Genomic DNA, 15,342 nt, shown 5'->3' with positions numbered 1-15,342 from the left:
TAATTAGACATCCGAGGTATTAATTGCTTTAAGTAATTAATATTTTAATGCATTATTTACTTAATGAAAACGAGCGTAAGCTTGTTTCAGATTTTAGTAAATAAGCAGTTTTTCATACGAACGAAGTGAGTATGAAAACACAAAAGTAATAAATTTTTAAACATAGTGTATGATACACGCTAGTGTCATACATGAACACTAAATCTAAATGATTTAAGAGGTTAAACATAAAGAGCGTAGGGTGGATGCCTAGGCACTGACAGCCGAAGAAAGACGTGACAAGCTGCGAAAAGCTGCGGGGAGAAGCACATATTCAGTGATCCGCAGATATCTGAATGGGGAAACCCACTTGGAAGAACTCCAAGTATCTGTACGCCAATACATAACGTACAGAGGGGAACCCGGTGAACTGAAACATCTAAGTAGCCGGAGGAAAAGAAAACAAAAGTGATTGCGAAAGTAGCGGCGAGCGAAATTGTAAGAGCCCAAACCGTGGTGCGTGCACTGCGGGGTTGAGGACTGCGACATGAGTAAGATACATTACCTGAACCGTTTTGGAAAAGCGGGCCAAAGAGCGTGAGAGCCGTGTAAGGGAAAATGTATTTAATCTAGCAGTATCCAGAGTACCACGAGACACGAGAAACCTTGTGGGAAGCAGGGGGGACCACCCCCCAAGGCTAAATACTAGTCAGTGACCGATAGCGTATAGTACTGTGAAGGAAAGGTGAAAAGAACCCCGGGAGGGGAGTGAAAAAGAACCTGAAACCCTATGTTTACAAACTGTGGAACACCGAAAGGTGAACCGCGTACTTTTTGTAGAACGGTCCGGCGAGTTACATGTACAGGCGAGGTTAAGTATTAAAGATACGGAGCCGAAGGGAAACCAAGTCTTAATAGGGCGAATGTAGTCAGTATGTGTAGACCCGAAACCGGGTGATCTATCCATGTCCAGGTTGAAGTTCGCGTAAAAGTGAATGGAGGACCGAACGCACATCCGTTGAAAAGGGTGGCGATGAGGTGTGGATAGGGGAGAAATTCCAATCGAACCCGGAGATAGCTGGTTCTCCTCGAAATAGTTTTAGGACTAGCCTCGTTATTAGTCTACCGGAGGTAGAGCACTGAATTTTTGCGGGGGCGTCAAAGCCTACCAAGAGATATCAAACTCCGAATGCCGGATAGATGATTAACGGGAGTCAGACTACACGAGATAAGTTGGGTAGTCAAAAGGGAAAGAGCCCAGACCTACGGCTAAGGTCCCAAAGTGTGTGTTAAGTGGAAAAGGATGTGGGATTTCGAAGACAGCTAGGATGTTGGCTTAGAAGCAGCCATACATTAAAAGAGTGCGTAACAGCTCACTAGTCGAGAGGTCCTGCGCCGAAAATGTCCGGGGCTAAACACACCACCGAAGCCTAGGAATGTAGTATATACATTGGTAGAGGAGCATTCTTAGAGGCGTAGAAGCCATACCGAAAGGAGTGGTGGAGTAATAAGAAGAGAGAATGCCGGAATGAGTAGCGAGAAAGAGGTGAGAATCCTCTTGGCCGAATATCTAAGGTTTCCTGAGTAAAGCTGATCTACTCAGGGTAAGTCGGGGCCTAAGGCAAGGTCGAAAGACGTAGTCGATGGATAACAGGTACAGATTCCTGTACTACATATAATCAGAACTGTGGGGACACGGAGACTGAAACCGAACCCGGGAGGACAAAAACCGGGGCAAGCGAAGTACCTGTATGGGAGGAAAAGCCACCATGCAAAGGGAAGACGTGATGCGTACCGAAAAATAGTAGGGAAGTCGGTTAGGGAGCCGTCAAGAAAAGCCGCTATTGTATTATATGTACCCGTACCGCAAACCGACACAGGTAGATGAGGAGAGAATCCTAAGGCCGGCGGGAGAAGCATTGTTAAGGAACTCGGCAAAATGACCCCGTAACTTCGGGAGAAGGGGTGCCACTAGAAATAGTGGTCGCAGAAAAAAGGCTCAAGCAACTGTTTAGCAAAAACACAGGTCTATGCGAAACCGCAAGGTGAAGTATATGGGCTGACGCCTGCCCGGTGCTGGAAGGTTAAGAGGAGAAGTCAGGAAACGAAGCTTTGAATTGAAGCCCCAGTAAACGGCGGCCGTAACTATAACGGTCCTAAGGTAGCGAAATTCCTTGTCGGGTAAGTTCCGACCCGCACGAAAGGCGTAATGATTTGAGCGCTGTCTCAACAATGCACCCGGTGAAATTGAAGTACCAGTGAAGATGCTGGTTACCTGCGCCAGGACGGAAAGACCCCATGGAGCTTTACTCCAGTTTGGTACTGGGATTCGGTAATACTCGTACAGGATAGGTGGGAGACTAAGAAGCATGGACGCCAGTTTATGCAGAGTCGCCGTTGGGATACCACCCCTGTATTGCTGGATTTCTAACCTGCACCCGTTATCCGGGTGGGGGACAATGCCAGACGGGGAGTTTGACTGGGGCGGTCGCCTCCGAAAGAGTATCGGAGGCGCTCGAAGGTTCCCTCAGAATGGTCGGAAACCATTCAAAGAGTGCAAAGGCAGAAGGGAGCTTGACTGCGACACCGACGGGTGGAGCAGGTACGAAAGTAGGACTTAGTGATCCGGTGGCATAAAGTGGGATTGCCATCGCTCAACGGATAAAAGCTACCCTGGGGATAACAGGCTTATCACTCCCAAGAGTTCACATCGACGGAGTGGTTTGGCACCTCGATGTCGGCTCATCGCATCCTGGGGCTGTAGCAGGTCCCAAGGGTTGGGCTGTTCGCCCATTAAAGCGGTACGCGAGCTGGGTTCAGAACGTCGTGAGACAGTTCGGTCCCTATCCGGCGTGGGCGTAAGATATTTGAGAGGAGCCGTCCTTAGTACGAGAGGACCGGGACGGACTGACCGCTGGTGTACCTGTTGGAGAGTAACTCCATGGCAGGGTAGCTATGTCGGGACGGGATAAACGCTGAAGGCATCTAAGCGTGAAGCCCCCCTTAAGATGGGATATCTCATGTGAAAACAGTAAGACCCCTTGAAGACTACGAGGTAGATAGGGCCAAGATGTAAGTACAGCAATGTATTAAGTTGATGGTTACTAATAGGTCGAGGGTTTAACCAAAAGGATAGAAAATTTATAACATATAATCGGATACATCATCAAATGCGCAAGCGAATTTGAGATGTACTTTCTTACTAAAGCTCAAACGAAGTTTTTGCTAAGTAAGAAATGCAGTTTGGTAGGCAGTTTTGAAGGCACATTTTCTTCAAATATGGCCCGATGGCTCAGTTGGTTAGAGCGCCGCCCTGTCACGGCGGAGGTCGTCGGTTCGAGTCCGATTCGGGTCGTTACTTAAAGATTTCCAGTCTTTAAGTTTAAATATGGGATCTTAGCTCAGCTGGGAGAGCATCTGCCTTACAAGCAGAGGGTCACAGGTTCGAGCCCTGTAGGTCCCATTCATCTTTTAATAAGGATGGTATTGACATTGTATTAGTGTTATGCTAGTATTATGTAGATGCCGATATGGCTCAATTGGCAGAGCAGCTGATTTGTAATCAGCAGGTTATCGGTTCGAGTCCGATTATCGGCTTTTACTCTTAGGAGTAAAGGTAAAGAACTTAATAAGTTATGGGGGAATTCCCGAGAGGCCAAAGGGGACAGACTGTAAATCTGCTAGCACTGCTTTCGGTGGTTCGAATCCACCTTCCCCCATTGTTCAGTCACTCTTTTTAGAGTGAGTTTTATTCTGAATATAGTTGTCGCGGGGTAGAGCAGTCTGGAAGCTCGTCGGGCTCATAACCCGGAGGTCGCAGGTTCAAATCCTGTCCCCGCAATATGCCTTGATAGCTCAGTTGGTAGAGCAGAGGACTGAAAATCCTCGTGTCACTGGTTCGATTCCGGTTCAAGGCATTTATTCATTTATGGGATACTAGCTCAGGTGGTAGAGCACTTGACTTTTAATCAAGTTGTCCCGGGTTCGAGTCCCGGGTGTCTCACTAATTTAAAATGGCGTATATAGGCTAGAAATGGCTTATATACGCAATGTCATTAACTTAACGTTTGGAGCATACTCTTGCAAATAAGGGTATGCTCTTTTTCTTTCACTTTTACTATTATTAGCTTAAAAAGAGCATAGTTCACCAGTTTAAATCGAAATACTTATTCAGTTTAGAAACTTCGCTTATTTGTATTCGAGAAATTTGCTGCAAGCTGTCCTTTAGTTCTGTGATAATGTCTATCATGCCTTATCGGCACTACATTTTTGCTTATTTCATCATACAATGCCTGTAGTAGCGCTACTTTTTTATTTCCATCTTTTTCTATAAGAATGTATATTAGGTCATTTTTCAGAAGTCCGATACTTAGGTTTCGGTTTAACTGCATTGTATGTTTATAATCATTCTTTAGGTGCTCCTGGCTACTTTCTTCTATATCACAGATTATATCTTCTGCAAGATTGCTAACATAAATAGTGCTGTTAATGTCCTGCTCAATAAGCACTGATTTTATCCCTGTGAAATTTTCGATTTTTAATCTGTCTTTCAAAACTTCATAGGCCGTCTCTATACCCCAGCGCATATGATACAGTTCTGCAAAGCATTCCTCTGGAAATTTATCCCGTGGAAGATTAGTAGCGAAAATTTCTGACTTTCCATCATCTAAACACACCTTTACAAATCTCATTGAAAAGGAATCTCTGCTCATCATAATAGTTTCTTCTTTTTTGCCAATATAATTTCTCCTTCTAGCCTTTGTTAATGTTATGTCGACATCCTCATCATTTGATTTTAATTCTTTCTGTTCAGCCTTATAGTCACTTGTTTTTAGTCTTGCTACAAAATACACTCCATCATCTATAAAATTCAAAAATGCCGGTGTCGAAGGATAACCTCTATAAATAACAACAAGATAGGGATATCTGTTTCCAATTGTATCCTTTATTCCTTTTAACTGTTCCTGGGCTACTCGCATCTCATCAAACTTTACGGTATTAATACTGCTTTCCAGAATAAAGCGATTAAGAACGTCGTAAATACATCCCAGCCCAATCTGAGCACATGGTTTTCCTCCTCTCACTGAGGCACTTCCGTATTTCTCGATGGTTTCATCAGTTGTAGGAATATTTATATCAGATCCATCTGCAGCTAAAATAAGGAATCCTTTATAGGTATATGGTTCTACCTCTTCATCCTGGTAAAAATTTTTATTATGTTCCTGATAAAGAAACTTAAATGCGTCTGGATTTAATTTCATCCTTTGCTTTAGATAACCTGGTTTAGATATTTCTGTTCCCGGATGTGTTGTTTTCATATAATTTCGCAGCTCCATTTTGAGAGTAAGGCCTTTGCGATTAATCATAGAATACACTAAATCTTCTAGTGGCATCTTTCTAAGTCTGACAAGAGTGTTTGTTTTGCCACCACGACATACCTCAAGAAATACATCTGAAAGAATATTATTCTGATCTTTTAATAGTCTATTCTGTGATTTTCTCACTACAGCCCTCCAATTATTTAATCCTCATCATAAACAAGACGAGGTTTCTTCTTAGCATAGGCTGCCTTCAAATATGGAATCTGCTCCCCAGTAACTGCACCCAGATTCGCTTTCACTGTCTGCACAACCTTGCCATCAATACGTTTATTTTCAACAAGGCTGGCATAATAATACTTTTCACCTTTATATTCTTTTGTAAGTATTTTTATAAACATGCTACACCTCGTGATTTTTCTCACTACAAGTATAGCATAATTATCTTTTTTAAACTATCTTTTTGTAATATTTTTCTCACTACTCTTAAGTTAATGACATTGTATAAATACAAGGTTTCAAGCCACTTTTCCATTCCCAAACTGTGAAGATGGGATAATATCAAGAAAACTCTATATCGTCAAGTTGTGAACGTGATGCTGGATAGCGTTACTAGATGTAGATGTCGGGATTTTGCCACCAAAATAGAAAAAATATTAAAAATTGTTTTATTACGGCCTGTTCGCGATAGGCTTTGATTTTAGTAATCAGCACCATCTCATACCCCCTTACTGCCTATGATGTAAAATAATACCGCCCCTAGTATGGTTACCGCGTATATATATTGCACCTTAGTAGCGTAGCCTTTATATGCGGTTCAATAATTTTTGCTGATCCCAAGCTGAGAAATGATCTCAATCCCGTCAACGGAAAAATGATATTCTACAATTCCGGTACGAACAGACTCGTCTAAAGTCCTCCGCTTTTTTAATATTAATTTTTGAACATGATTTACATTAACCGCGAGGAGAAAGACGATAATCCCGAACACCAGATAAATATACCATATCAATGTTAATTAAAGCTTTCTTCTTTTCATCTCTGAAATCCATATGATATATAAACACAAAGCTATCTCATTATTTGCTTGTTATAGTTCTATAAATCTAGTATTTATACCTAATCTAAATATCCAAAAACTCATAAGGCTTTTCCGAAAGAGAAGATTCGCAGCACTCGGAAAGGTACGCATCCTTCTCCTTTAGGCTCTCTATGTCCGGATATACGTTTAACACTCTGTCCCCCAGATTCCAAAAATCATGTGACCAAGACTGTGGGTTTTCCCATACGTGTGGATTTCCTTTCGCCCAATTCGGAAGCTCCTTGCGAACCTTGGTTGCCACTGCAAGTTGCCCTTTTGCAGTTTTATAAATCGTGTCAATCCTTATTCCACCGTCTATCGGACGTTCTACACGAGTAATCTCCATACCATAGAACATTACCTTTCTTCTTGCCCCTTTTTCATAGAGGTTTAACTCAATCTTGTCATATCCTTCGCTTTTGTTGCGTTGAACACTTAGAAAGTCCTGAAGTGCCTGTATCACAGCGGCAGAAAGACTTCCGGCGTACTTGGCAGCATCATCAAATAAGTGTAGATCTGCTTCTGCAACATAAATATTTTTTGTGGCCATAACCATACCTCCTTATTTTTGTAACTTGTATCTGAAGTTTAGTATCTATATGATTATGAACATAATTATAATCATATAGAGGTATTTTGTCAAGATAGACTTTCTTTTCATCATTATGATTTATAAGCCATAAATGATAAAGTCCTAGTATACCACAAATAAAAATGTCCCACTTATGGTAGAATACTATTTTGTATATTCTAACACTAGGAGGAACTGACTTATCAGAAAGGTTATTTTATCAATGGATGAACAAAGAAAGTATGAAGTTATCAAAGGTCTGGTAGATCACCCCGATACAGCTAATAAGGATAGAGCTGCTCTTATCCTAGGATGCACCAAAAGGCATATAAACCGTATGATACAGGGTTATATTAAAGATGGTAAGGCATTCTTTATTCATGGTAACAGAGGTAAGAAGCCGGCTACCACTATTCGCACTGATATCAGAAGTCAGGTTCTTGATCTATACAGAACTAAATACTACGAAGCTAACTTTGAACACTTTACAGAGCTTCTAAAAAAGCATTAAGGCATAAGCATCTCTTCTTCCTCTGTAATGAGTATTTTGGAGTCAGAGTACATTCTATCTCCAAAGGCTACAAAAGCTAAGCGTAGACGCATTAAGCAAGCTCTCAGAGCTAAAAAGGAAGCTACAACATCAAAAAAGGAATTATCACAGATACAAGCTAACTTATTAGCAGTTGAAGATGCTCACAGTCGTCGTCCAAGATGTGCTTATTTTGATAAATTGCTACAGATGTATGCAACTCCTTATGAATGGGTATCGGGACAGATATGGCATCTACATTTGGCTATTGATGATGCCTCAGGTGTTGTCACAGGTGCATTGTTTGATACTCAGGAGACTCTTAATGGATACTACCATGTATTTGAGCAGATTCTTACTGATTATGGTATTCCTTATAAGTTTCTTACTGATAAACGAACTGTATTTACTTACAAGAAAAAAGGTGCCTTATCTGACGACAAAGACACCTATACACAGTTTGCATACGCCTGTAAGCAACTTGGCACACAGCTTGAATCAAGCAGCGTACCACAGGCTAAAGGACGTATAGAACGATTGAATCAGACTTTACAGTCACGCCTGCCTATTGAGTTTAGACTCGCAGGCGTAACCGATATCCATAAAGCCAATGAATTCATTTACCACTACATAAAAGAATTCAATGAGAAGTTCTCACTTCCGCTTTATGGTATCAAATCTGTCTTTGAAACGCAACCATCTAAAGAAAAAATAAATCTTACTTTGGCAGTTTTAACTGAGAGAACTGTTGATGCCGGACATGCGATTCAATTCGAGAAGAAATTTTATAAGATGATAGATAATAAAGGATTGCAGACCCATTATCGAAAAGGTACCAAGGTTATGCTTATCAAGGCATTTGATAAGTCTATGTTTGCGTGCGTAAATGACAAAGATATTTATGCACTGGAAGAAATACCGGCTCATGAGCATAAATCTAAGGACTTGGACGCTGACTACAAACAGCCAAAGCCTAGAAAGCCTTATATACCGCCTATGAACCATCCTTGGAGATTGGATGCCTTTAATAAATTCGCACACTCACAGCCACACAGAATTGAAGAAGACATAAAAAGTGCATAATAAGAGCCCCTTTGTGGGGGCTTATAAATTAATTATTTTGGGACATAATCATTTATGCTTGACACAGAAAATCAACTTTAGCTTATATGAATTGAGTTTACCCGATGACGATCCAGTCTATACCCTAAAAAAGTTATGGAGGATTTAAATTTTTCCGGACTGTTAGCCAATTGTTCGGATAAGGTAAGAACAGGGTACAACTGGGTCATGATGTATGCAGTTATTACTTATGCAAATATGCGAGGAATACGTTCTATTGATCGTATTGTAGATTTATGCGAAAGGGATATTGCTTTTATCTGGCTTACTCAAGGGAGGAAGCCTAAAAGAGATGCTTTTTATGATTTTAAAGGTAAGAAACTTACTTCAAATATCCTAGACGACTTAAATTATCAGTTTATGAGACGATTACAAAAAGAAGGTCTTGTGACATTAAAAGAATTGTTTATTGATGGAACAAAAATAGAAGCTAATGCTAATCGTTATACTTTTGTATGGCGTGGAAGTATTAATTATCATCTGGCAGGTCTTCTGGATTCTATCGATAAGCTTTATTCAGACTATAATTCTTTTTTACAAGATAATGGTTTTGGGGAGAAGTACGAGCTTGGAAATGCACAAATGTTTGTAATTGACGGAATTGATAAAGTTAGAGATGTTATTGAAAAGAATAGAAAAAGAAAGATTACAAAACATAAAAAGCTATCTAATAACCGTATTATAGAGATTGATAACTGCTCGCCTCTTGAAATGCTTAAGCTACAGAAAAACCTTATGGCTATTGCTGACGGAGAAGGTATTGTATTTGTTAACGGAAAGGGTAAGAGAAAGCCAAAACTTCAACAACTATATGAAGAACTTGAGCATTGTGGACAGCGATTAATGAGCTATAAAGAATGCTTTGAAATTATGGGAAAAGATAGAAACAGCTATTCCAAAACTGATTTGGAAGCAACCTTTATGCGAATGAAGGAAGATCATATGTTGAACGGACAGCTAAAGCCGGCATACAATGTACAGATAGCAGTAGAGAATTATTTTATTGTACATAGTTATGTAAGTAATGATCTTACAGATTATAATACATTGATTCCGGTTCCCCCAAAGCATAAGGAAGCATTTGGAGAAGTACTTGAAGAAGTGACGGCAGACAGCGGCTATTGTAGTGAGAAAAATCTCTTATATCTAAAAGAAAATAAGATAGATAGTTATATAAAACTACAGGATCATGAAAAACGAAAAACAAGAGCATACAGTAAAGATATAGGTAAATACTACAACATGAGGACAATGGTATTTGAGGATGAGCAAGTCTATATCTGTCATGACGGCCGTGAACTGAGACATATCAACACAGAAAAGAAAGAACAGAACGGTTATAAACAAACATATGAAGTATATGGATGTTCAGACTGTAGTGGTTGTGAACATAAGTCTAAATGCTTATACAAATATAATCCTAATAAAGATATTGATAAGAACAAAGTGATGAAGATCAATGAAGTATGGGAAGAGCTCCGAGAGAAGTCACATGCTAACATACAGAGTGAAAAAGGTATTCTGAAACGACAGATACGCTCTATTCAAACAGAAGGTCATTTTGGAGATATTAAAGAGAATGAAGATTTCCGACGCTTTAACTATCGTACTTCAGATAAGGTTTATAAAGAATTTATGCTTTTTGCAATAGGAAGAAATATAAATAAATATCATCGTTTTCTCTATGCCAAACTAAAGAAATTTGAAGGAAAACTACAGGAGAAAACAGCATAGTAAAAAATGCAAAAGCAAAATTTCAGCCAAGGGGGTTTTACGCCCCAAAATAGCCAGCATCATAGAAAAACAAAATATCCTGACAAAGTCACAAAGCCAAAATGCCTTGTATTTGTCAGGATATTTCTATTTAGTTCTATAGGGATTAAAATTACTTATTTCCCGACAATCCCTTTTCTATTATTTAAGTCATATGATTATTATTACCCCAAGGCAATCTGGTTGTGCCGGTATCTATTATTTTGTCAAAGAAATTGTTGACGTATTCCTGACGTTTGCTTAAATCAGTATTTTCCAATATTTTATCTAATAGATGATTAAACTTATTGGCATCTTTATTTACATTTGAAACAGCCTCAAAGCTTGTTCCAATGCATTTCCAGTTTAATATATCATGCTGTAAGAAGGCCAGATTATCTGCTTTTACAACTTTTATATTCTCTGTATTATTGAAAATCATACCTACTATACAAAAGTCAGGAACTATTTTTATGATCTTATCCTTTATAGCCTTCATCACATCCGTATTGATTACCTCATCACAAAGATCAGGACCATCATTGTTATAGATAGTGTTAATTTTATTTTGAAATACCTCACTACACATAGCACTAGAGTAAATAGCTAAATTCCCACCCTTACTATGACCACCTACTATAAAGTTGGTATTTGGATGCTTAGCAATAACTTTCTTTAGAAAACTGAGAGCAAATCTTTGTGCCGGAATAACAGAAAAACTCATCATAAAGTCTTCTTTCCAAGCAATAATACTGTCATCAGTTCCTCTAAATGCAAGGTACATTTGATTGTCATTATATAAAAATCCTGTTGAAGAAAATTGATATTTCTTTTCATGATATAAATCTGCATAATCAAGTATCAAAACATTTTTAAATCTATTTGAAGAGGAAAGAGCATCTAAAAAATCGGCAGTTATTTCACTCATATATCCATAATGATAGCCATGGGTTATTAAATAGTGGCAGGTATCTTCCAAAGAAATTCCATTTTTATTTATCTCTAGTTGTAAATCTTTCAAATTAAGATAGGAGAATAATGAAAAAACTGCATTATCAAGTTCATTAAAGGGAGAGATATTAAAGGATAAATCCCCACGCCATTTTACATAGTCCACAATATTTGCCATTATAACCTCCTTGTATATATTTGCAGAAAATATTGCTGATTAAATATACAATAATATAAAAATAATTTATTGTAAACATATATAGACTAAGATATGTATCAAGAATGAATAATTAGTAAATAATGAAAGATATGAGATTGACGATACAAAAAGACTATATATCTTAATTTAGTAGAATATATAGTCTTTAAAGTGCATTATCGAAATAATGTATTATATATGTTAGGGATTACAAATTTGACAAGGTCTATAATTTTTTGAAATAGCCTCTTCCCTTGTACCGCTAAAAGGTATTTTATTACGTTCACTCATTTTTTTTACAGACGTACAACTTGAATAGTGAAATACATGTGTATTTTTATTTAGTATATAGTCGGTTGCTCTATTATTTACAACTGTTGTATCAGTTGATGTATTTGTAGATACAGCAGTTGAAGTATTATTTGGTATATATGCACCATCTGCTCCTATTTGATATCCTTCAATAGTAGTGTTTGTGAGCATGGCACCTGTAGGTCCTAAATAATAATTTCCAAACCACTGATTAGATAGTATATATCCTTGTTCATTAAAGTAATACCAAGAGCCATCTACTTGCTCCCAGTTGGATTTGGGGAAGCTTTTATCATCTCTTTCATACCACCAACCTATATCGTCTTGCTTCCATGTTCCTGCAAATGTAGGCATTATAAGCACTGTACTGAGAGCAATAGTGGATAATGCTAGATAAAGTTTTTTCTTCATATTTAACTCCTTAAAATATAATATCGAAATTTATTAATAAATAATTATAAAGATAAATCTAATTATTAATTAATATTATATAATATTTACGACGCTTGTCAACTTTTAGCATATTATCTAAATGTAAATTTTATCAAAAAATCTTGTTGGCAAATAATGAAAACTTTTATATAATAAATAATACGTTAATATTTTACGGGATGTGGTGCAGTTTGGTAGCACACTTGACTGGGGGTCAAGAGGTCGCAAGTTCAAGTCTTGTCATTCCGATATTTAAAAAGTGGCTGAAAACCTTGATTTTAAAGGGTTTGAGCCACTTTTCTTTGTTTTTATATTACCTTTAGTTGTTTGCAGGCGTAAGCGAAATGTGTATAGGTGTCTTTGTTGTCAGATAAGGCACCTTTTTTCTTTTAAGTAAATACAGTTCGTTTATCAGTAAGAAACTTATAGGGAATACCATAATCAGTAAGAATCTGCTCAAATACATGGTAGTATCCATTAAGAGTTTCTTGAGTATCAAACCAGGCACCTGTGACAACACCTGAGGCATCATCAATAGCCAAATGTAGATGCCATATCTATCCCGGCACCCATTAATAAGGGGTAGGCATCCATCTGTAGCAATTCACCAAAATAAGCACATCTTGGACGACGACTGTGAGCATCTTCAACTGCTACTAAGTTAGCTTGTATCTGTGATAATTCCCTTTTTGATGTTGCAGCTTCCTTATTAGCTCTGAGAGCTTGCTTAATGCGTCTACGCTTAGCTTTTGTAGCCTTTGGAGATAGAATGTACTCTGACTCCAAAATACTCATTACAGAGGAAGAGGAGATGCTTATACCCTCATGCTTTTTTAGAAGCTCTGTATAGTGTTCAAAGTTAGCCTCGTAGTATTTAGTTCTATACAGATCAAGAACTTGACTTCTGACATCAGGACAGATAGTGGTAGCCGGCTTCTTACCTCTGTTACCATGAATAAAGAATGCCTTACCATCTTTAATATAACCCTGTATCATACGGTTTATATGCCTTTTGGTGTATCCTAGGATAAGAGCAGCTCTATCCTTATTAGGCTGTATCGGGGTGATCTACCGGACCTTTGATAACATCATACTTTCTTTGTTCATCCATTGATAAAATAACCTTTCTGATAAGTCAGTTCCTCCTATTGTTAGAATACACAAAATAGTATTCTAACATAAGTGGGACATTTTTATTTGTGGTATACTAGGACTTTATCATTTATGGCTTATATCATATAAAACTTAAATGAAAATTAATTTGTATAATTTGTATGATATGATAAAATATATTCAAAGTAGCTGTTAAAAGCAAGCATAATAGAGAGGAGATAGAACGAAATGAATAGAAAGAATGATTTTTATTTGTTTTTCTGGGGAGGACTTATTATGATGGTAGTAGGTTTGTTCTTCTTATCACAAAAGGTAACTGTGACAAATTCCTTCTGGGGCGGCGGTATGCGTTTGATGGGTATGCACATTAATTCAGGAATGGTAATAGTACCATTGATCTTTTCTTTAGTTTGGCTGTTTGTCAAACCTAATAAGGGTTCTAAGATAGCCATAGTGCTAAGCGTTATTTTAATTATAGCGAGCCTTATCCAGTCAACCAGGTTTTATATCCAGTATTTAACACTTTTTGATTGGGTTATAATGTTAGTACTTATATTTGGAGGGATGGCATTCATCGGAAAGAGCCTGCTCCTCAAAAATTGATAAAAATATGTATATAAAAATGAGCTGCTGTTTTTAAACAGCAGCTCATTTTAGTTTAACAATATTATTCTTCACAAGCCTTTGATTTATGTCCTGCAACCATAGCATGACCTGTAATCATACACATTACCATTCCAATAATTGCTACAACTGCCCAGAATTGATGCTTCTTTAACATATAAAACTCCCCTCTAGTATGAATATTTATTGAACCCAAACACCATCTTGATTTATATTAAATCCATCAATGATAGTATTTGTAACCATTTCACCATTGGTGTTAAGATAGTACCAAAGTCCATTATACTCTATCCATCCTGTTTTATAAAGTCCGGATTCCTCAAAATAATACCATTTATTATTTATAAGTGTCCAACCTACAGACATATCACCATTTGGTTGATTTAGATAATATCTGTATCCATTGCTATTGTCAGTAATCCACCCAGTTTGCATATTTCCATTAGCATCAAAGAAATACCAGTGATCATTTACTTTAAACCAATTTGTAGCATAAGTTCCATCTGATTTTCTGTAATGCCAAGCTCCATTAGCCTGATACCAATTATTGCTACTTGTGTTGTTTGTAGAAGTATTATTTGAAGTGGTACCAGTGTTTGAGTTACTTCTGCTCTTTTTAAAAACAGCTATTGCCTCTGCTTCAACAGGCTCAGCGGGTGACTCTATAGCCATGTTAGGACCACCCTTTAATGGATAAACCTTGAATTTATAGCTTCCGGCACCATTATCAGCAATAAGTTTTGTAAAGTCATACTTTGTACTGCTGGTAGTATTGTTACCGCCTATCTTCTTAGTGCCCTTATATAATTGTACCTTATATTTTGTCTTGTCTTCAGCTTCATCCCAAGTTGCATATGCCCTGTCTCCAACATCCCATGACGCATCACCAATAGTATAGTCAGCTGCTAACACTGACATGCTCATAAATAATGAGAAGATTAGTGATAAAATTAAAATTAGTTTTTTCATAAAAATCCTTTCTTTTATGTAAGTTCTTACATGTAATATAGCATATTATTATTCTAATTGTATCACATAAATTTATTACTTAGTATTACTTTTAGTTAAAGATAATCTATACTTTTTTGAATTAAATTTGTTATATGTATTTTCTGAAAATTCATATCAAAATTTTAAATTAAAATATTAATGCATATTGCACAGAAATATACTAAAAATATTTATAATAAAGCTTTTTATTAAACAACATTGACAATGAGCTAAAATAGTGATAAATTATTCCTATATCAATAGTTGGATAATAAATTAATATTTAAAAACTTTTGTTAATTAAGTGTATCCATTATAAAAGATACACTAATTATCTACTATTTAAAGGGGATTGTAATACCGTCCGCC

The 15,342-nt window shown here is 37.4% G+C and carries 8 protein-coding genes, 8 tRNA genes, 1 rRNA gene and 3 pseudogenes; 12 read left to right on the top strand and 8 right to left on the bottom strand.

Features of this window, described 5'->3' with window-relative positions; all coding sequences use genetic code 11:
• Positions 1 to 219: 219 nt before the first annotated feature.
• From D4A81_RS12930 to D4A81_RS12895, 8 genes are all read left to right on the top strand, one after another.
• A 23S ribosomal RNA gene (locus D4A81_RS12930) occupies positions 220 to 3,107 on the top strand.
• 153 nt (positions 3,108 to 3,260) lie between these two features.
• Positions 3,261 to 3,334 (top strand) — tRNA-Asp (locus D4A81_RS12925).
• Positions 3,335 to 3,369: 35 nt separating this feature from the next.
• Positions 3,370 to 3,442, top strand: a tRNA-Val gene (locus D4A81_RS12920).
• A 61-nt stretch (positions 3,443 to 3,503) separates the two neighbouring features.
• Positions 3,504 to 3,576: transfer RNA gene (locus tag D4A81_RS12915), tRNA-Thr, on the top strand.
• 40 nt (positions 3,577 to 3,616) lie between these two features.
• Positions 3,617 to 3,698: transfer RNA gene (locus tag D4A81_RS12910), tRNA-Tyr, on the top strand.
• A 48-nt stretch (positions 3,699 to 3,746) separates the two neighbouring features.
• Positions 3,747 to 3,820, top strand: a tRNA-Met gene (locus D4A81_RS12905).
• A gap of 3 nt (positions 3,821 to 3,823) precedes the next feature.
• A tRNA-Phe gene (locus D4A81_RS12900) sits at positions 3,824 to 3,896 on the top strand.
• Positions 3,897 to 3,909: 13 nt separating this feature from the next.
• A tRNA-Lys gene (locus tag D4A81_RS12895) sits at positions 3,910 to 3,982 on the top strand.
• A 172-nt stretch (positions 3,983 to 4,154) separates the two neighbouring features.
• On the opposite strand, the gene D4A81_RS12890 is transcribed toward D4A81_RS12895, so the two are convergent.
• The 3 genes from D4A81_RS12890 to D4A81_RS12880 form a co-directional block, all read right to left on the bottom strand.
• A complete protein-coding gene (locus D4A81_RS12890; protein ID WP_119808325.1) occupies positions 4,155 to 5,483 on the bottom strand; it encodes an IS4 family transposase in 1,329 nt (442 codons plus the stop codon).
• 17 nt (positions 5,484 to 5,500) lie between these two features.
• Complete coding sequence (locus D4A81_RS12885) at positions 5,501 to 5,698, bottom strand: 2-C-methyl-D-erythritol 4-phosphate cytidylyltransferase (RefSeq protein ID WP_111525778.1); 198 nt, start codon at positions 5,696 to 5,698, stop codon at positions 5,501 to 5,503.
• Positions 5,699 to 6,421: 723 nt separating this feature from the next.
• Positions 6,422 to 6,928, bottom strand: a complete 507-nt coding sequence (locus D4A81_RS12880) for an EXLDI protein (RefSeq protein WP_111526137.1) — start codon at positions 6,926 to 6,928, stop codon at positions 6,422 to 6,424.
• Positions 6,929 to 7,172: 244 nt separating this feature from the next.
• Here D4A81_RS12880 and D4A81_RS12875 point away from each other — a divergent pair.
• Positions 7,173 to 8,561, top strand: a pseudogene (locus D4A81_RS12875) (ISNCY family transposase).
• Between the two features lie 31 nt (positions 8,562 to 8,592).
• Positions 8,593 to 10,334 (top strand): annotated as a pseudogene (locus tag D4A81_RS12870) (IS1182 family transposase).
• Positions 10,335 to 10,518: 184 nt separating this feature from the next.
• On the opposite strand, the gene D4A81_RS12865 reads toward D4A81_RS12870, so the two are convergent.
• Both D4A81_RS12865 and D4A81_RS13240 read right to left on the bottom strand, forming a co-directional pair.
• Positions 10,519 to 11,481 carry an Mbeg1-like protein gene (locus tag D4A81_RS12865; RefSeq protein ID WP_111525781.1) on the bottom strand — a complete coding sequence of 321 codons (963 nt, stop codon included), beginning with the start codon at positions 11,479 to 11,481 and terminating at the stop codon, positions 10,519 to 10,521.
• Between the two features lie 222 nt (positions 11,482 to 11,703).
• Positions 11,704 to 12,225 carry an Ada metal-binding domain-containing protein gene (locus D4A81_RS13240; protein ID WP_111525782.1) on the bottom strand — a complete coding sequence of 174 codons (522 nt, stop codon included), beginning with the start codon at positions 12,223 to 12,225 and terminating at the stop codon, positions 11,704 to 11,706.
• Between the two features lie 196 nt (positions 12,226 to 12,421).
• On the opposite strand from D4A81_RS13240, the gene D4A81_RS12855 reads away from it, so the two are divergent.
• Positions 12,422 to 12,495: transfer RNA gene (locus D4A81_RS12855), tRNA-Pro, on the top strand.
• A gap of 65 nt (positions 12,496 to 12,560) precedes the next feature.
• On the opposite strand, the pseudogene D4A81_RS13910 reads toward D4A81_RS12855, so the two are convergent.
• Positions 12,561 to 13,357, bottom strand: a pseudogene (locus tag D4A81_RS13910) (ISNCY family transposase); the annotation flags it as partial.
• Positions 13,358 to 13,587: 230 nt separating this feature from the next.
• Between D4A81_RS13910 and D4A81_RS12845 the strand changes: the two are divergent.
• A complete protein-coding gene (locus D4A81_RS12845; RefSeq protein WP_111525783.1) occupies positions 13,588 to 13,962 on the top strand; it encodes a hypothetical protein in 375 nt (124 codons plus the stop codon).
• Between the two features lie 64 nt (positions 13,963 to 14,026).
• On the opposite strand, the gene D4A81_RS13585 is transcribed toward D4A81_RS12845, so the two are convergent.
• Both D4A81_RS13585 and D4A81_RS12840 read right to left on the bottom strand, forming a co-directional pair.
• On the bottom strand, positions 14,027 to 14,140 hold the full coding sequence (locus D4A81_RS13585; protein WP_242977757.1) for a DUF6219 family protein: 114 nt from the start codon (positions 14,138 to 14,140) through the stop codon (positions 14,027 to 14,029).
• A gap of 26 nt (positions 14,141 to 14,166) precedes the next feature.
• Positions 14,167 to 14,952 (bottom strand): cell wall-binding protein, encoded by a 786-nt coding sequence (locus D4A81_RS12840; protein WP_111525784.1) that lies wholly within the window; start codon positions 14,950 to 14,952, stop codon positions 14,167 to 14,169.
• Positions 14,953 to 15,342 lie beyond the last annotated feature (390 nt).

The sequence above is a fragment of the Lachnoanaerobaculum umeaense genome, from assembly GCF_003589745.1.
GTDB classification, from domain to species: domain Bacteria; phylum Bacillota; class Clostridia; order Lachnospirales; family Lachnospiraceae; genus Lachnoanaerobaculum; species Lachnoanaerobaculum umeaense.
This window is presented reverse-complemented; position numbering and strand designations above follow the sequence as displayed.